The sequence below is a fragment of the Pseudomonas sp. BRM28 genome, assembly GCF_002939405.1.
GTDB classification, from domain to species: domain Bacteria; phylum Pseudomonadota; class Gammaproteobacteria; order Pseudomonadales; family Pseudomonadaceae; genus Aquipseudomonas; species Aquipseudomonas palmensis.
Window position 1 is genome coordinate 5,503,371 of the sequence record NZ_PEFV01000001.1, and the last position, 17,441, is coordinate 5,520,811.

A 17,441-nucleotide genomic window follows, 5' to 3' on the forward strand; every position below is an offset into this window, starting at 1 on the left:
CATGTCCATGCAATCCCAAGACATCATCAAGCGCTCGGCCACCAACGTGCTGACCCCGGCGCCGCGTGCGCGCGACCACCAGGCCGAAGTGGCCAAGCTGATCGACGTGAGCATCTGCATCGGCTGCAAGGCCTGCCAGGTGGCCTGCAACGAGTGGAACGACCTGCGCGACGAGGTCGGCCACAACGTCGGCGTGTACGACAACCCGGCCGACCTGTCGGCCGAAACCTGGACGCTGATGCGCTTCGATGAAGTCGAAGATGAAAGCGGCAAGCTCGAATGGCTGATCCGCAAGGACGGCTGCATGCACTGCGCCGACCCGGGCTGCCTGAAGGCCTGCCCGCAACCGGGGGCGATCATCCAGTACGCCAACGGCATCGTCGACTTCCAGTCCGACCACTGCATCGGCTGCGGCTACTGCATCGCCGGCTGCCCGTTCGATGTGCCGCGCATCAGCAAGAAGGACAACAAGGCCTACAAGTGCACCCTGTGCGTGGACCGCGTGTCGGTCGGCCAGGAGCCGGCCTGCGTCAAGACCTGCCCCACCGGGGCGATCAACTTCGGCAGCAAGCAGGACATGCTGCACCAGGCCAGCGAGCGCGTGACCGAGTTGCAGGGCCGCGGCTTTGCCGGCGCCGGCATCTACGACCCGCAGGGCGTGGGCGGCACCCACGTGGTGTACGTGCTGCAGCACGCCGACAAGCCGCACCTGTACCACAAGCTGCCCACCGACCCGCGCATCAGCAGCGCCATCCATGGCTGGAAGGGCTGGCTCAAGCCGGTGGCGGCCGTGGCCTTCTTCGCTACCCTGGCCGGCACCCTGTTCCACTACGTAGGCGTGGGGCCGAACGAGGTCGAGGAAGCCGACGAGAAACACGAGGAGGACACCCACGCATGAACAAGGACAAACTGATCCTGCGCACCCGCTTCATCGAGCGTGCCAGCCACTGGGTAATGGTGCTGTGCTTCCTTGCCGTGGCCCTGTCGGGGCTGTCGTGGTTCTTCCCGTCGCTCAACGGGCTCAACGCCGTGTTCGGCACCCCGCAGCTGGCGCGCATCCTGCACCCGTTCTTCGGGGTGGTGGTGTTCCTGCTGCTGGCGTTCCTGTTCGTGCGCTTCGTCAAGTACAACCTGCCCGAGCGTGAAGACCTCGCGTGGTTCAGGAACGTGCGCCAGGTGCTGGCCGGCGAGCACGAGCCGGCGCTGCAGATCGGCAAGTACAACGCCGGGCAGAAGATCCTGTTCTGGGGAATCATGGGCCTGATCAGCGTGCTGCTGGTCAGTGGCGTGGTGATCTGGCGGCCTTACTTCGCGCCGTGGTTCAGCATCCCGTCGATTCGCATCGGCCTGCTGGTACACGCCATTGCCGGCATCTGCCTGATCCTGCTGATCATCGGCCATGCGTACCTGGCGTTCTGGGTCAAGGGTTCGATTCGCGGCATGGTCACCGGGTATGTGAGCCGCAGCTGGGCCAAGACCCACCATGACCGCTGGTACCGGCAGATCAGCAACAAGCAGAGCGGGAGTGGCAAGCAGCAATGAACAGCATCCAGATGACCCCTGCCGAGCAGCGTAGCGCCGGCGTTGGCGAAATACCTGCCGTGCTGCTGCCGACCCTGGGCGAGCGCTACCGCCAGCGCGCCACCCGCCTGCGTCAGCTGGCCGAGGGGCACCCGATGGCCGACTACCTGCGGTTCGTGGCACAGGTGGCCGATGCCCAGCAGCAATTGCTCGAACGCCTGCCGCTGCCGGCAACGCTGGTGAGCAGCCTGGCCGGGCGGGTAGCCGCCGGCAAGGCGCCGCTGGCCTGGGCCAGCCTGCCGCGCGATGCCTACTGGCAGCAACTGTTGCGCGGGCTTGGCGAGCACATCGAACACGCCACCCTGCAGGGCCTGTGTGCGCAGGGCGAGGCCGCCCTGGACGTGGCGGCCGATGCATTGCTGGCAGGCCGCTTCAGCGAGATCGACAGCGGTCAGGCGCTGTTCCTGTGGGCGGCCCTGTCGCTGTACTTCACCCAGCTGGCGGCGCACCTGCCCGCCATCGGCAATGCCGGCGTGGGCGAGCAGCGCCAGCATTGCCCGGTGTGCACCGGGGCGCCGGTGGCCAGCGTGATCATGACCGGTGCCCAGGCCGGGCTGCGCTACCTGCACTGCGGGTTGTGCGAGAGCCGCTGGCACATGGTGCGGCTCAAGTGCAGCAACTGCGAAGAGACCGGCAGCCTGGACTACTGGTCGCTGGATACCCATGAAACCGCGATCAAGGCCGAGAGCTGCGACGACTGCCACAGCTACCTGAAAGTGTTCTACCCCGAGCACGAGCGCGACCTTGAGCTGGTGGCCGATGACCTGGCCTCGATCGCGCTGGATGCCGAGGTGGAGCGCCAGGGGTTCGATCGCAGCGGCGTGAACCCGTTTCTGTTCCCGGGCTAGAGCGGGTACTGCATCAGCCAGTGTGATTTTCCCCAGGCCTGGAACTGCTCGAGGTACTGCCACCCCCGCTTGTGGTAGTACTCGGCGCGGTCGTGGGTGTGCAGGTAGAGGTGCGTGTGCCCCAGGGCCCCGGCCTTGGTGCAGATGCCCTCGATCAGCGTTTCGGCCAGGCCTTGGCCGCGGGCTTGCGGGCTGACGAACACGCAGGCCAGCCAGGGGCTCAGGTCGGGCCGCAGGGGCAGGTCGTCGCGCGCCAGTGAAGCGCTGCCCAGCAGGTTGCCGTCATCCAGCGCCAGCAGGCTGTACAGGCTGCCGTCAGTCTGGCCATGGGCGAATTCCTGTTGCCATTGGGCCAGCGGTACATCGGCGTATTCGTAGGCGAACTGCTCGTGCAGCCAGCGGGCCAGGGTATCGCTGTGGTGTGGGTGGTTGCTGAGCCAGTCGATCATGGGTGTGCTCTGGGCGTTGGGGGGATGCAAAGGTACACCGAATTGGATGAGGGGTGTGGCCACCTGCATCTACACTTGTCAGTGCCACCGCACCTTCCCGGAGGACCGCGCCATGCCCCACTCTGACGTCCTGATCATCGGCGCCGGGCCCACCGGCCTGGTCCTGGCCCTGTGGCTGAGCAAGCTGGGCATCTCGGTACGTATCCTCGACAGGACCAGCGCCGCCGGCACCACCTCCCGCGCGCTCGCCGTGCAAGCCCGCACCCTGGAGCTGTACCGCCAGCTGGACCTGGCCGACGCGGTCGTTGGCGCCGGCCACCAGGTGCCCGCCGCCAACCTCTGGGTCAAGGGCGAGCCCGCCGCACGGCTGCCTTTGGACAGCATCGGCGCCAACCTCACGCCCTACCCCTTTCTCGAAATCTACCCGCAGGACCAGCACGAGAACCTGCTGATCGAGCGCCTGCGCGGCCTTGGCGTGGAGGTCGAACGCAGCACCGAACTGCTCGGTTTCACCCAGCACGACACCACCGTCAGCGCACGCCTGCGCCTGCCCGACGGCAGCGAGCAAGACTGCGAGACGCATTACCTGGCCGGCTGCGACGGCGCCCATTCGGCCGTGCGCAACGGCCTGCATGTCGACTTCCCCGGCGGCACCTACCAGCAGCTGTTCTATGTGGCCGACGTGGATGCCAGCGGCCCGCCCATGAACGGCGAGCTGCACGTGGACCTGGACGAGGCGGACTTTCTGGCGGTGTTCCCGCTGGCCGGCACAGGCCGCGCGCGGTTGATCGGCACGGTGCGCGACGCACGCGCCGAACACCCCGAGCAACTGCGTTTCGAGGATGTCAGCCAACGCGCCATCGAGCACCTGCAACTGCAGGTGCTCAAGGTCAACTGGTTTTCCACCTACCGCGTACACCATCGCGTGGCCGGGCATTTCCGCCAGCAGCGCGCCTTCCTGCTCGGCGACGCCGCGCACGTGCACAGCCCGGCCGGCGGCCAGGGCATGAACACCGGCATCGGCGATGCAATCAACCTGGCCTGGAAGCTGTGCAGCGTACTCAAGGGCAAGGCCCACGACGACCTGCTCGACAGCTACCCGGTCGAGCGCATGGCCTTCGCCCGGCGCCTGGTGGCCACCACCGACCAGGTGTTCACCTTCGCTACCGCCGATGGCAGCATCGCCAACCTGTTGCGTACCCGCCTGGCACCGGTGCTGATACCGCGCATGGCGGCATTCGCCAAGGCGCGCAGCCTGCTGTTTCGCACGGTCTCGCAGCTGGGCCTGAATTACCGCCTGATGCCGCTGAGCTTCGGCAGCGCCGGCCATGTGCAGGGCGGCGACCGCCTGCCCTGGGTGGTGACGCAGGAACACGACAATTTCAGCGCGCTGTCGCACCTGGGCTGGCAGGTGCACGTGTACGGCCTGGCCAGCAAGGAACTGAGCGCCTGGTGCGCCGCACGCCAGCTGCCACTGCAGGTTTACCCCTGGTCGGCCGCCTGCACGGCCGCCGGCCTGGCACGCAACGCGCTGTACCTGCTGCGCCCCGACAGCTACGTGGCGCTGGCCGAACCCTCGGCCTCCACCGCCGCCGTGGAGCGCTACTTCAGCGAGCGGGGCCTGCGCCCCTGGTGAGGTGCTTACGCCGGTTTGTCGGCGCCCAGCACCCCGGCATAGCGGTAGGTGGTCACGCAACACAGCACCAGGCCGCTGACCGCGACCGCGCCGCCCACCAGGCCGATGTCGCCAAGGCCCATGTGGGTACTGACCAGGCTGCCCAGCAATGCCCCGCCACCGATGCCCACGTTGTACAGCCCCGAGAACATGGCCATGGCCACGTCGGTGGCATCCGAAGCCAGCACCAGTACCTTCGATTGCAGGGCCAGGCTGAAACACATGATCGCCATGCCCCACACCATGCTCAGCGCGCAGAGCAGGGCCGGGTTGACTGCCAGCGGGGCCAGCAGCAACAGGCTCAGGGCGATGGCGCCGATCGCGCCAATCGCGAACCCCCGCGGGAAACGCTCGCTGTAGCGACTGAACAGGATCGAGCCGAAGATGCCCGCCCCGCCATACAGCAACAGCAGGATGGTGGTCATCTCGCCGCTCATCGCCGCGACCTGCTGGCTGAACGGCTCGATGTAGCTGTAGGCGGTGAACTGCGCGGTGATGCCCAGCACCACCAACGCATACACCGAGAGCAGCGCCGGCCGCTTGAGCAGCATCGGCAGGCTGCGCAGCGAACCGGAGTTCTGGCTGGGCAGGCGCGGCAGCGAGCGCATCAGCCACAGCAACGTCAGTACCGAGACCCCGGCGATGCCCATGAAGGTGGTGCGCCAGCCCAGCGCCTCGCCCACCACTCGCCCCAGCGGAATGCCCAGCACCATGGCCAGGGTGGTGCCGGTGGCCAGCACCCCGAGGGCCTTGGCCTGCTTGCCCGGCGGCGCCACCCGCACCGCCAGCGACGCGGTGATGGCCCAGAACACCGCGTGTGCCAGTGCGATACCGATGCGGCTGAACAGCAGCATGCCGAAGCTGGTGGCCATGCTCGACAGCACATGGCTGGCAATGAACAGCACGAACAGGAACGCCAGCAGCTTGCGCCGCTCGATGTTGCGGGTCATCAGCATCATCGGCAGCGAGGCCAGCGACACCACCCAGGCATAGATGGTCAGCATCAGCCCGACCTGGGCGGTGGGCATGTCGAAGCTGCGGCCGATATCGCTGAGCAGGGCCACCGGCACGAACTCGGTGGTGTTGAAGATGAATGCAGCCAGGGCCAGCGCGAAAACGCTGAGCCAGCTGCCATTACGGGTATCTGCGGGGTTGTTCATCGGACGGGGCAAGGCTCCGGGGCGGGCGCGTCAGACGCGACCCTGGGTTCAATGAAACCTGCGCGGCAAAAGGCGCGCAGGCAAAAGCCACCCCTGGGCCGGCGGCCTGGGTGTTGCGCTGCAGAAGGTTGTTATAGGTAGGTGCGGGTCGCAGGCCCGATGGTACGTCATGCGTCGGGGGGGCGACAATAACGCTCGCCGCGCCGCGCCGGCCCCACCGATGAAACTTGCCACGGACATGCAGTGTCTTTGTCATGAGCCCGTAGTAGTGCAAAGCCTGACAAGGGCTGCAGCATTGTCCGATGGTCAGGGTTTACCGACACACGCCTAATCGGGGTCCCTTGAGTACCGGATCTGCCAGGAGGCCGTATGCGCCTAGTTTCGCAACTGCTCCAACGTCTCAGACAAAAAGGCCTGCGTCGCGCCTTGCGCCCGCTATGGCAACGCCACGTGTTCCAGCACTGGCAACTGGTGTGGCTGGACCGCGACCCGTTGGCCAGGGTGCCTCGACAACGCACCCGCCCCTGCCCTCCCGTGCGGCTCGTCCAGATCACCCCGAGCAACACCGACGCGTTCGCGCGCCATTTCCCCGGCCAGTTGCAGGCCATGAACGACCTTGCACGCGAAGGCCACACCGGCCACATGTACCTGGACGAAGCCGGTGACGCGGTGGCGATGGTGTGGGCCAGCACCCGTGACTATCACGACCGGCACTACTACGGCTGCACCTTCCCGGTACAGCCCGGCGAATACTTCCAGTTCGCCGGCGAAGTCGAGCGCGCCTACTTCGGCACCGGCCTGTCCACGCGGGTACAGACCGAGCTGTGGGAGGCCATGCTCGCCAAAGGCTGCACGCGCATCGTGGTGGTGGTGGCGCTGGACAACGCACAGGCAGTCAAGATGCACCTGCACCTGGACTACCACGAACAGGGTCGCATCACCCACGCGTACAGGTTCTTCGGGCGCTGGTACTTCTCCCGCGTGACCCACTACAGCGGCTCACGCCTGGCCCACCTGGCCCCGCGAGCCAGACGCAAGGCCGACAGCGAGCCGGCGCCGCAGCTGCACGACACCGACGCCTGAGCGCCTACGCCCCGGGTTGCAAGGTCATGCAGCGCGCATGACCTTCAGCTTACCGGGGCTGTAGAGAAGGCCGATGGCATGCAACTGCCGGTGGACGCCTAATCGGAGCTCCTGGAATAAAACCTGTCGGAGTTCTCATGCAATTGATCGAAATCGCCCACCAGCGTATCAGACAAAAAGGCTTGCTGCGTGCGCTTCGCCCGCTGTGGCGCCGCTACATCTTCTCGCACTGGCAACTGGTGTGGTTGCAGCGCAGCCCCCTTGCGCCCGTCGCCGCGCAACGCAGGCGCACCTGCCCGCCAGTGCGCCTGGTAGCGATAACACCCCACAATACCGAGGCCTTCAGCCGTTACTTCCCTGGCCAGGTGCAGGCCATGACCGACCTCGCCGAACAGGGCCACACCGGCCACATGTACGTGGACAGCCACGGCAACGCGGTGGCGATGGTGTGGGCCAGCACCCGCGATTACCACGACCGCCATTACTACGGCTGCACCTTCCCGGTGCAGCCGGGCGAATACTTCCAGTTTGCCGGGGAAGTCGACCGCGCCTACTTCGGTACAGGCCTGTCGACCCAGGCCCAGCTCGACCTGTGGTCCGCCATGCTGGCCAAGGGGTGTACGCGCATCGTCAATGTGGTGGCGCTGGACAACGTGCAGGCGGTGAAGATGCACCTGCAGCTGGATTATCAAGAACAGGGTCGCATCACCCACGCCTACAGAGTGTTCGGTTGCTGGCGGTTCTCGCGCACCACCCACTACAGCGGCAAGCGCCTCGCTCACCTGGCGCCGCGGGCCCGGCCACGGACCCCTGACACCTTCATCGCCTGAGCAGAACCGCGCCTTGATTCAGGCGCCATTAAATCGTCAAAAAAGCGTCAGACCTTTCCGATCAACTGCTCTATGCCGGTAACCTCCGGTGTAGAGCGGTTCACCCTTGTTACACATATTTTGAAACAACCGCTGCGATGGCTTTTTGACACGCCGTCAAAACGCTGGGCTATACCATGAAAAAGATTTCATCAAACCCACCGTTTCATCTGCCCTATCCGGCAAGGAGGCACCATGGGTGCTTTGCAGAACCTGCGCGACAAGATCAGAAGAAAAGGCCTGCGCCGCGTCGCCAGAACCCTCTGGGAACGCCATGTGTTCTATCACTGGGAACTGCTGTGGATGGAGCGCGACCTGGTCAGTGCGGTACCGCCGCACAACCTGCGACCGCACAAGCCGGTGCGCCTGGTGACCATCACCGAGGACAACGCCGTCGCCTTTGCCCGCCACTTCGGCGACCGTGTGCAAACCATGGCCGAGCTTGCCCGCGAAGGCCACACCGGGCACATGTACCTGGACGATGCCGACAATGCGGTGGCGTTCATCTGGGGCAGCAAGCGCGACTACCTGGACCGTCACTATTACGGCTGCACCTTCCCGGTCAAGGAGGGCGAGTTCTTCGAGTTCGGCGGCGAGATGACCCCGTCGTACTTCGGCACCAGGCTGTCGGTGGATGCCCAGGTCAACCTGTGGGCGGCCATGCAGGCCCAGGGCTGCAACAAGGTGGTGGACGTGGTCGAGACGCACAACGTACCGGCCATGAAGCTGCACCTGCGCATGGGTTATCACGAACAGGGGCGCGTGGCGCACGTGTACTGCCTGTTCGGGCGCTGGAAGTTCTTCCGCGAGACCACCTACAGCGGTTCACGCCTGGAACAGCTGCGCAAGCCGCGGGCAGTCAAGACAGCCGCCGCACCGGCATGAACCTGCCAGCCTCTGCGCCCGCGCTGCGGGTGCAGGGGCCTGCTCGACACCCCTGCTCAACCCCGCATCTACCCGCCCTGCGCGGCGCTTGACCGTACCTGGAGCGCATGCAAGCATCCGCCGGCCATAACGCCCACGAATGCAGTTCAGAGACGAATGCCCCGGGATGAAGATTCCATTGCAGATCCACGCATTGAAGACGCTCGCCTGGCAGGCCGGGTGCTGCACGGAACGACGATGGCGCGAGAGAGTCTAGGCATTGGCATTACCAATGCCTGCTCACTGCCGACATGAGACCCCGACCATGAATGCCCCCGCCTCCCCTGCGCCCGAAACCGGCCGCTGCCAACGCCTCAAGGCCGCCAGCCGCCGCGAGCACGACAGTGTCGATACGCTGTTGCTGGGCGTTCGACCGTTCGAGAGCCGCGAGCGCTATGCATTGTTTCTGCAGGTGCAGCACCGCTTTCATGGCAGCCTTCAAGCCTTGTATGGCGATGCGCAGTTGAACCGCACATTGCCCGGGCTGGCGGCGCTGTCGCGGTTCGAGGCAGTGCAGGCCGACCTGCGCGACCTTGGCCTGCCGGTGCCCGGTGTACCGGCCCCTGTGCAGCTGTCTGCGCCAGCTGAAGCACTGGGCTGGCTGTACTGCAGCGAGGGCTCGAACCTGGGGGCGGCGTTTCTGTTCAGGCAGACCCAGCAACTGGGGCTGGACGCGCAGCGTGGCGCCCGGCATCTGGCGCCGCACCCGGACGGGCGTGCGCTGCAGTGGCGCCAGTTCGTGGGGTTGATCGATGCACTGGTGCTGAGTGAGGAACAGGAGCGCCAGGCGGTGGATGGGGCGCTGGCGGCGTTCGAGTTCTATCGCAGCAGCGTGCGCGACATTTTCGGCTGAGGCTTGTGGCGACGTCTTCGCCGGCTCCTGCAGGGGTCACGATGATCCTGCAGGAGCCGGCCTTGACGGCGATCGAGTGCGCAGCGCTCGCTAACCCTGGTCGGTCATCGCCTGCGGCTGATGCTCGATACGCGCCCGCTTGCGGTAGAACGCGATGCCCAGGATCAACGCCGTCACCGCCGCCGTCATCAAGGTCTCGTAGCGGTAGTCGGGGCTGAACAGCATGTAGCCCAGCACCAGCGAAATCACCACGATCACCAGCCAGGTCAGCCACGGGAACAGCCACATCTTGAACGCCAGCTCGGTGCCCTCGCGCTCGACGATTGCACGCATGCGCAGCTGCGACACGGCGATCACCAGATACACCAGCAGCGCGATGGCCCCGGTGGTCGACAGCAGGAAGCCGAACACCTTGCCCGGGAAGGCGAAGTTCACGAAGCAACCGACAAACCCGGCCAGGGTCGACAACAGCACCGCCACGGTGGGCACGCCGCTACCGGAAATACGCTTGGTCAGCGGGTGCGCCTCACCGCGCGCGCCCAGCGAATAGAGCATGCGCGAAGCGGTATACAGCCCCGAGTTCATGCAACTGGTGACCGCCACCAGCACCACCACGTCGATCAGGAACTTGGCACCCGGCACGTTGAGGATTTCCAGCGCGCGCTGGAACGAGCCCACCTGCAGCAGGCGCGGGTCATTCCACGGCACCAGCGCGACGATGAAGAAGATCGAGAACACGTAGAAGATCGCGATGCGGTACACCACCAGGTTGGTGGCGCGGCGGATCTTGTCTTTCGGGTTGGCGGTTTCGTCGGCGGCAATGGTGACGATCTCGGCACCGAAGAACGAGAAGATGGTCACCAGCACGCCGGCCAGCACGGCGCCGAAGCCGTTGGGCATGAAGCCGCCATTGGACCACAGGTTCTCGACGCCCGAGGTCTGCGCCAGCGGCCATACACCGCTCACCCCCATCAGGCACACCACCAAAAAGCCGATGATCGCCACCACCTTGACCAGGGCGAACCAGTACTCGAACTTGCCGAAGTTCTTCACGCTGATCAGGTTGCTGCACGACAGCACGATCATGATCAGGAAGGCAAAGGCCCAGGACGGCACGTCGGGGTACCAGGCGTGCAGGATGTCGGCACCGGCGATTGCCTCGACCGGAATGATCAGTACCCAGAACCACCAGTACAGCCAGCCGATGGTGAAGCCTGCCCATGGCCCGATGGCCCGCCCGGCGTAGGTGGAGAACGAGCCGCTGTTGGGGTCGGCGATGGCCATTTCGCCGAGCATGCGCATCACCAGCAGCACCAGCAGGCCGGTAATCATGTAGGAGATGAGGATGGCCGGACCGGCCTTGGCGATGGCGTTGGACGAACCGATGAACAAACCGGCGCCGATGATGCCGGCGATGGAGATCATCGAGACCTGACGCGAGGTCAGGCCGTGCTTGAGCGAGCGTTGCGGTTTTTCTTGTAGGGACGACATGGTTGCCTCTCTGGCCAATGCCTGCTGCACCTGGTTGCGCGATGACCGCGCAGGTCAGGCCAAGGTCTTCATGGAAAGTGTGCGGCAGCAGAAATGTAAGGAGCCGTTATTGTTTTTTGGGCATCAAACGTAATGTAACGGGTACTGATCGGCCTCTTTTCGATAAGTTTCGGACGCACTTTTCCCGGTCCCTCGGGGCATCGAAACTAGCAGTTGAAATGATTGACGCAGGTCAGTATTAATCTGCGAACAGGCTGCTTACAAACGACCTTTTATCACCACATGATTCCTCCATGGAATGAACTCAGTCCTTTTCATCTGCCCGGTGCCCTCGATGTCCAAGCGTTTGATGCCCTCCACCACCACCCTGCAATGCTTCGAGGCGGCGGCCCGCCACCTGAGCTTCACCCGCGCCGCGCAGGAGCTGCACCTGACCCAGAGCGCGGTGAGCAAGCAGGTGGCGCAACTCGAGGAAATGCTCTGCCACAACCTGTTCCAGCGCGTGCGCCGACGCCTGCACCTGACCCCTGCAGGCTCGCTGTACCTGGCCGAGGTGAACAAGATCCTCACCCAGCTGGACATCTCCAGCCGCTACATCCTGACCTACGGCGGCGAGACCCAGGTGCTGACCGTGGCCACCCAGCCCACCTTCGGCGCACGCTGGCTGGTGCCCAACCTGCACGGTTTCAGCCGGCAGCACCCGAACATCCATCTGGACATCAAGAGCGAGCTGGAACCCTTCGACCTGCTCAACAACAAGGCCGACATCGCGTTTTTCTTCGGCCAGGGCACCTGGCCGGGGGCCACCTGCATCGAGCTGTTCCATGAAGAGGTGGTGCCGGTGTGTCACCCCGAGCTGATCGCGGCAGCGCTGCCACGCAGTGCCGAAGACCTCGCCCGCCACCCCTTGCTGCAATGCACCTCGCGCCCGGAGGCCTGGCACGAGTGGTTCCTGCAGCAGGACCTGCAGTCCCAGCACAGCTACCACGGGCCGCGCTTCGACACCTTCTACCTGTGCATCCGCGCGGCCCAGGCCGGCTGCGGCATCGCCCTGGTGCCACGCTACCTGGTGGCCGAAGAACTGGCCGAGGGCAAGCTGGTGGTGGCCTGGGCGCACACCATGCCCAGCGAGGGCGCGCACTTCATCGCCCATGCCGAGCATGCGGCGCAGGTGCCGAAGGTGAAGGCGTTCGTCGAGTGGATACAGGGCAGGATCACGATTTGACGGAATGATTGCTCGACTTTATTTCGCTTGTGGCGTTTGCCGGATGTTGGCTTAGATATATAAAAACTTCCGTCACCCAGGTACTTGCCCATGACGCACGAAACAATCAGCCGATCTCTTTCCATTGTGCATCCCATTACACTTTCACACGGGCGCAATGCCCAGGTGTGGGATACCGATGGCAAGCACTACATCGACTTCGTGGGCGGTATCGGCGTACTCAACCTGGGGCATTGCAACCCGGCGATCGTCAGCGCCATCCAGCACCAGGCCACGCAACTGACCCATGCGGCGTTCAACGCCGTCCCGCACGGGCCCTATGTGCAGTTCATGCAACGCCTGGAGGCGTTCGTGCCACTGAGCTACCCGATGGCAGGCATGCTCACCAACAGTGGCGCCGAGGCGGCGGAGAACGCCCTGAAGGTGGCGCGCGCCGCCACCGGGCGTACGGCGGTGGTGGCCTTCGATGGCGGCTTCCACGGACGTACCCTGGCCACGCTCAACCTCAATGGCAAGGTGGCGCCCTACAAGCAGAAGGTCGGCGTGCTGCCCGGCCCGGTGTTCCACCTGCCCTACCCCAGCGCCGACAACGGCGTGACCGGCGAGCAGGCGATGCAGGCGCTGGAGCGCCTGTTCAGCGTCGAGATCGACGTCAACGAAGTGGCCTGCTTCATCTTCGAGCCGGTGCAGGGCGAAGCCGGCTTCCTGGCAATGGACCCCACCTTTGCCCAGGCCCTGCGCACGTTCTGCGATGCACACGGCATCCTGATCATCATCGACGAGATCCAGTCGGGCTTTGGCCGCACCGGCCAGCGCTTCGGCTTCCCGCGGCTGGGCATCGAGCCGGACCTGCTGCTGTTGGGCAAGAGCATTGCCGGCGGCGTGCCGCTGGGAGCGGTGGTAGGCCGGCGCGAGCTGATGGCCAGCCTGCCCAAGGGTGGCCTGGGCGGCACCTATTCGGGCAACCCGCTGGCCTGTGCGGCAGGGTTGGCGACCCTGGAACTGATGAGCGATGCCAACCTGGCGACCTGGGGCGAGTTGCAGGAGCGCGCCATCGTCGGGCGGTATGAAGCGTGGAAGGCCCGCGGGTTGACGCCGTACCTCGGGCGCCTGACCGGTGTGGGCGCCATGCGCGGCATCGAGCTGGTCACGCCACAAGGCAAGCCGGCCACCGCGCAGCTGGCCGAGGTGCTGGAGAAGGCACGCGCGGCCGGGCTGCTGCTAATGCCGGCGGGCAAGGCGCGGCACATCATCAGGTTGCTGGCGCCATTGACCGCCGAGGCAGACGTGCTGGAGCGCGGGCTGGATATCCTGGAGCGCTGCCTGGCAGAACTGTCATAAAACTGACCCGCCCGCTGATCACGACCTCCCATCCCGTGTCTTGATGCCATAGCCAGCAATCCGTACGTGCGCCCGCGCGTTACGGAGGCTGGCCAGCCGACAAGTGCTTTTGCCCAGCGCAATCAGGCTTTATCCTGCATCGTTTCGCACGCTGGCCCTGGGAGTCCCAATGTACATCGATGTACCGCGCCGCCTGGTGTTCTTCGACAAGGACGACACCGTTCGCCCGCCCTGCCTCGTGCAGTACCATCCCGACACCGGCACCCTGAGCCGGCCGACTTTCGCCCAGCCCGACGACAGCGTGTGGGACATCGCGCGCGACCAACGCCGCATCGCGCTGAGCGGGGTCAAGTGGCTGGTGGTGCGCGGGGCCAGCCGCTCGCGGCTGAACCTTGTGCACGACGGCGCGCCGCTGCATGCAACCCAGAACCTGCTGTCGTACTGGGCACGCTTCGACCCCAGCGCCCGCTACGCGCTGGTCAGCGTGGCCAATGGCAAGAAACGCCCGGTGATCATCGACCTGGACAGCGGTGAACACAGCGACCCTGTGGAGCGTGACGTGGACGCCAGGTTCGGCAGCATCGACCCGCTGCTGGGCAGGCTCTGGGCCCCCGACGAGCGTGCCCGCAATGGCGTGCTGACGGTCGATTGCGCCAGCGGCGAAGTCGGCAGGGTCAGCGTGCCGCTGGAGGCAAAGGTGCGCAGCCTGCGCTTTTCCCGCGACGGGCAGTACCTGTTCGTGACCGGGGAAAACAACCGGCTGTTGTGCTGCGACCGCGAGGGCGCAACGGTATGGACCAAAGACGTCAGTGCGTATGGCCATGTCGGCTCGGGCCGGATCCTGTTCAACGAATCCGGCAGCCACCTGTGCCTGCCGACCTCGCCCACCGACAGCTCCACGCTCACCGGCAATCTCATCATCGCAACCGCCACCGGCCATACCGAGACCACCATCATGCCCAAGGCGCGACTGGCCGCTGACTGGTTTGGCGACCACGTGCTGAGCCATCGTGGCGAGGTGGTGGACTTCTTCACCGGCGCCTTCGTGGCCAAGCTGGACCTGGCCAGCCCCTGCTGATCGTCACCTGACCCGCCCCTTCAACGGCCCCCGCCGCCCCGTGTGCTAGCGTCTATGGGTGGCCTGCGCCTTGCGCACGGCCACGCCCATAAGAAATCAAGACCTGACCGACTGATGACGGGTGAGCCATGCAACTGCGAATCAACCAGACGACCTACGAGGTCGATGCTGACGCGGACACGCCCCTGCTGTGGGTGATCCGCGATGACCTGGGCCTGACCGGTACCAAGTACGGCTGCGGCCTGGCCCAGTGCGGCGCCTGCTCGGTGCTGGTGGACGGCGCCGTGGTGCGTGCCTGCGTGACCCCGGTGGCCGGCGTGGTGGGGCGCGAAATCACCACCATCGAAGCCGTGGAGGCCGACGCCGTGGGCAAGCGCGTGGTCAGCGCCTGGGTCAAGCACCAGGTGGCCCAGTGCGGTTACTGCCAGTCGGGCCAGGTGATGGCGGCCACCGCCCTGCTCAAGCACACCCCGCACCCGAGCGATGCCCAGATTGCTGCCGCAATGGTCAACCTGTGCCGTTGCGGCACCTACAACGCCATCCATGCCGCCGTGCACGACGTGGCCGCCGCGCAGGAGAACGCCTGATGAACGACAGCCTGCGCGTTACCGGCGTGGCCCAGCCCTTCCCTGTGGGCGAGCCGGTCAATATCTCCCGCCGCAGCTTTCTGCTGGCAAGCGCCGGCACGGCAGTGGGCGCACTGGTGCTGGGCTTCGGCCTGCCCCTGGGCCTGAGCCGTGTGCAGGCCGCCACGGGCAACGCACCGGCGCCCGGCACCCAGGTGCCGGCCTTCCTGGAGATCCGCCCGGACGGCCGCATCCGCCTGCTCAGCCCGTTCATGGAGGGCGGCCAGGGCATCTTCACGGCCATGGCGCAGATCGTGGGCGAAGAGCTCGATGCCGACCCCGCCACCTTTTTGATCGACAGCGCACCGCCCGGCGAGCAGTACGTGGTGATGGACAACGGCATGCGTATCACCGGCGGCAGCATGTCGGTGCGCACCAGCTACCCGACCATGCGCCGCCTCGGCGCCCTGGCCCGCGCCATGCTGCTGCAGGCCGCTGCCGAGCGCCTGGGCGTGCCGGTGGGCGACCTGAGCACCGAGCCCGGCCGGGTGATACACGCCGCGTCGGGGCGCACGCTGGGCTATGGCGAACTGGCAGCCCAGGCCATGGACCTGCCCGTGCCAGACCCTGCCAGCGTGACGCTGCGCGACCCCAGCCAGTTCCGCTGGATCGGCAAGCCAGTGCAACGGGTGGACGCCTATGACAAGTCCACCGGCAAGGCCGTGTACAGCATCGACGTGAAGGTCGACGGCATGCTGCATGCCGCGGTGCAGCATGCACCGCGCCTGGGCATGCGCGTGGGCGAGCTGCGCAACGAGGCGCAGGTGAAAGCCATGAAGGGCGTGCATTCGGTGCATCGGCTGCCCGGTGCGGTGGCCGTGGTGGCCGAGCGCTGGTGGCACGCCAAGCGCGCGGTGGAGGCCGTGCAGGTGCAGTGGCTGGAGGCATCGGCCGACGCGAAGGTGCGCCAGATGCCTGCGGACTTTTCCAGTGACGCCTTTCGCGACCAGTTGGCCGCGGCCACCGGCCCGGCCCGCGACGAAGAGAATGAAGGCGACTTCGGCAAAGCCTTTGCCGACGCCGCCACCCAGGTGGAGGCCACCTACCACAACCAGTTCCTCAACCATGCGCAGCTGGAGCCGCCTTCGGCCCTGGCGCGCTTCAACCCCGACGGCACGCTGGAGGTGTGGCTGCCCAACCAGGCGCCCGACATGTTCCGCGCCGACATGGCCAAGCGCACCGGCCTGGACCCGGCGCAGATCACCTTGCATTCGCCGCTGCTGGGCGGCTTTTTCGGCCGCCACTTCCTGTACGACAGCGCCAACCCCTACCCGCAGGCGATCCTGCTGGCCAAGGCAGTCGGGCGCCCGGTCAAGCTGATCTGGAGCCGCGAAGAGGAGTTTCTGCGTGACGTGCTGCGCCCCATGGCCGTGGTCAAGTTCCGCGCCGCACTCGACGCCCAGGGCCTGCCGGTGGCCATCGAGGCAGTCAGCGCCACCGAAGGCCCCACCGAAGCCATCGCCGGCAAGCAGGGCGAGAAAATCGACCCCACGGCACTCGAAGGGCTGTCGGGCAAGGCCTACGCCATCCCCAGCAAACGTATCGCCCAGGTCTATGTGAAAGGCCCGGCGATGCTCGGTTACTGGCGTTCGGTGGGCAACTCGCTGAATGACTTCTTCTATGAGGCGTTCCTCGATGAGCTGGCCGACAAGGGCAAGCAGGACCCGTTCGAACTGCGCCTGCACCTGCTGCGCGACAACCAGCGCCTGACCAACCTGCTGCAGGCGGTGGGCGATCTGTCCGGTGGCTGGAAGCGTGGCCCGTTCACCGCCGAGGACGGCTCGCGGCGCGCTCGGGGTGTGGCCATGGCCTCGCCGTTCGGCTCGGAGGCGGCGGTGATCGCCGAGGTGTCCATCGAGCAGGGCCAGGTGAAGGTGCACGATATCTGGGAGGCCATCGACCCCGGCAGCATCGTCAACCCGGCGATCATCGAGGCGCAGGTCAATGGCGCGGTGTCGCTTGGGCTGTCGCAGGCACTGGTGGAGGAAGCGGTGTACGTGAACGGCCAGCCGCGCGCGCGCAACTATGACCTGTACCCGATCCTGTCGGCGCAGCGCATGGCACGGGTGCATGTACGCATCGTCGAGAGCGGCGCGAAGATGGGCGGTATCGGCGAGCCGCCATTGCCGGCGGTGGCCCCGGCGGTGGCCAACGCGGTGGCGCACCTGACCGGCCAGCGCATCCGCAGCATGCCGCTGTCGCGCTACACCTTCAGCTAGGCCTCGATCAGGGACATCG

Annotated in this window: 16 protein-coding genes; 13 read left to right on the top strand and 3 right to left on the bottom strand. The window is 66.0% G+C overall.

Annotated features, from left to right (window positions below; translation table 11 throughout):
• Positions 1-7: 7 nt before the first annotated feature.
• Genes fdxH through fdhE form a run of 3 tightly spaced genes read left to right on the top strand, consistent with a single transcriptional unit; the run spans position 8 to position 2,429 of the window.
• The gene (gene fdxH, locus CR917_RS25235; RefSeq protein ID WP_269210608.1) at positions 8-898 is read left to right on the top strand and encodes a formate dehydrogenase subunit beta; all 891 of its coding nucleotides are present in this window, start codon (positions 8-10) and stop codon (positions 896-898) included.
• Positions 895-1,542, top strand: coding sequence for a formate dehydrogenase subunit gamma (locus tag CR917_RS25240; RefSeq protein WP_043862960.1), 648 nt, complete (start codon positions 895-897; stop codon positions 1,540-1,542). Before fdxH ends, CR917_RS25240 begins: the two co-directional genes overlap by 4 nt.
• Positions 1,539-2,429 (top strand): formate dehydrogenase accessory protein FdhE, encoded by an 891-nt coding sequence (gene fdhE, locus CR917_RS25245; RefSeq protein ID WP_043862961.1) that lies wholly within the window; start codon positions 1,539-1,541, stop codon positions 2,427-2,429. The genes CR917_RS25240 and fdhE overlap by 4 nt, the downstream gene beginning before the upstream one ends.
• Here the strand turns inward: fdhE and CR917_RS25250 are convergent.
• Positions 2,426-2,878 (bottom strand): GNAT family N-acetyltransferase, encoded by a 453-nt coding sequence (locus CR917_RS25250; protein WP_104573077.1) that lies wholly within the window; start codon positions 2,876-2,878, stop codon positions 2,426-2,428. The genes fdhE and CR917_RS25250 overlap by 4 nt on opposite strands.
• Positions 2,879-2,990: 112 nt before the next feature.
• Here CR917_RS25250 and CR917_RS25255 point away from each other — a divergent pair, with 112 nt between their 5' ends.
• Positions 2,991-4,514 carry an FAD-dependent oxidoreductase gene (locus tag CR917_RS25255; protein ID WP_058541110.1) on the top strand — a complete coding sequence of 508 codons (1,524 nt, stop codon included), beginning with the start codon at positions 2,991-2,993 and terminating at the stop codon, positions 4,512-4,514.
• 5 nt (positions 4,515-4,519) lie between these two features.
• On the opposite strand, the gene CR917_RS25260 is transcribed toward CR917_RS25255, so the two are convergent.
• Positions 4,520-5,713 (bottom strand): sugar transporter, encoded by a 1,194-nt coding sequence (locus CR917_RS25260; protein ID WP_104573076.1) that lies wholly within the window; start codon positions 5,711-5,713, stop codon positions 4,520-4,522.
• Between the two features lie 369 nt (positions 5,714-6,082).
• Here CR917_RS25260 and CR917_RS25265 point away from each other — a divergent pair, with 369 nt between their 5' ends.
• From CR917_RS25265 to CR917_RS25280, 4 genes are all read left to right on the top strand, one after another.
• Positions 6,083-6,796 carry a GNAT family N-acetyltransferase gene (locus CR917_RS25265; protein WP_229589264.1) on the top strand — a complete coding sequence of 238 codons (714 nt, stop codon included), beginning with the start codon at positions 6,083-6,085 and terminating at the stop codon, positions 6,794-6,796.
• Positions 6,797-6,933: 137 nt separating this feature from the next.
• Positions 6,934-7,626 (top strand): N-acetyltransferase, encoded by a 693-nt coding sequence (locus CR917_RS25270; protein ID WP_104573075.1) that lies wholly within the window; start codon positions 6,934-6,936, stop codon positions 7,624-7,626.
• A gap of 234 nt (positions 7,627-7,860) precedes the next feature.
• Positions 7,861-8,550, top strand: a complete 690-nt coding sequence (locus CR917_RS25275) for an N-acetyltransferase (protein ID WP_104573074.1) — start codon at positions 7,861-7,863, stop codon at positions 8,548-8,550.
• A 304-nt stretch (positions 8,551-8,854) separates the two neighbouring features.
• Positions 8,855-9,442 (top strand): biliverdin-producing heme oxygenase, encoded by a 588-nt coding sequence (locus CR917_RS25280; RefSeq protein ID WP_104573073.1) that lies wholly within the window; start codon positions 8,855-8,857, stop codon positions 9,440-9,442.
• 90 nt (positions 9,443-9,532) lie between these two features.
• Here CR917_RS25280 and CR917_RS25285 read toward each other — a convergent pair whose 3' ends face one another.
• A complete protein-coding gene (locus CR917_RS25285) occupies positions 9,533-10,933 on the bottom strand; it encodes an amino acid permease (RefSeq protein WP_043862968.1) in 1,401 nt (466 codons plus the stop codon).
• Positions 10,934-11,267: 334 nt separating this feature from the next.
• Here CR917_RS25285 and gcvA point away from each other — a divergent pair, with 334 nt between their 5' ends.
• The 5 genes from gcvA (at position 11,268) to CR917_RS25310 (ending at position 17,422) form a co-directional block, all read left to right on the top strand.
• Positions 11,268-12,158 carry a transcriptional regulator GcvA gene (gene gcvA, locus CR917_RS25290; protein ID WP_043862969.1) on the top strand — a complete coding sequence of 297 codons (891 nt, stop codon included), beginning with the start codon at positions 11,268-11,270 and terminating at the stop codon, positions 12,156-12,158.
• 90 nt (positions 12,159-12,248) lie between these two features.
• A complete protein-coding gene (locus CR917_RS25295) occupies positions 12,249-13,499 on the top strand; it encodes an aspartate aminotransferase family protein (protein ID WP_054915403.1) in 1,251 nt (416 codons plus the stop codon).
• A gap of 169 nt (positions 13,500-13,668) precedes the next feature.
• Positions 13,669-14,577 carry a YncE family protein gene (locus CR917_RS25300; RefSeq protein WP_104573072.1) on the top strand — a complete coding sequence of 303 codons (909 nt, stop codon included), beginning with the start codon at positions 13,669-13,671 and terminating at the stop codon, positions 14,575-14,577.
• Positions 14,578-14,705: 128 nt separating this feature from the next.
• Positions 14,706-15,164 carry a (2Fe-2S)-binding protein gene (locus CR917_RS25305; RefSeq protein WP_043862972.1) on the top strand — a complete coding sequence of 153 codons (459 nt, stop codon included), beginning with the start codon at positions 14,706-14,708 and terminating at the stop codon, positions 15,162-15,164.
• Positions 15,164-17,422 carry a xanthine dehydrogenase family protein molybdopterin-binding subunit gene (locus tag CR917_RS25310; RefSeq protein WP_104573071.1) on the top strand — a complete coding sequence of 753 codons (2,259 nt, stop codon included), beginning with the start codon at positions 15,164-15,166 and terminating at the stop codon, positions 17,420-17,422. The genes CR917_RS25305 and CR917_RS25310 overlap by 1 nt, the downstream gene beginning before the upstream one ends.
• The last annotated feature ends 19 nt before the right edge of the window (positions 17,423-17,441 follow it).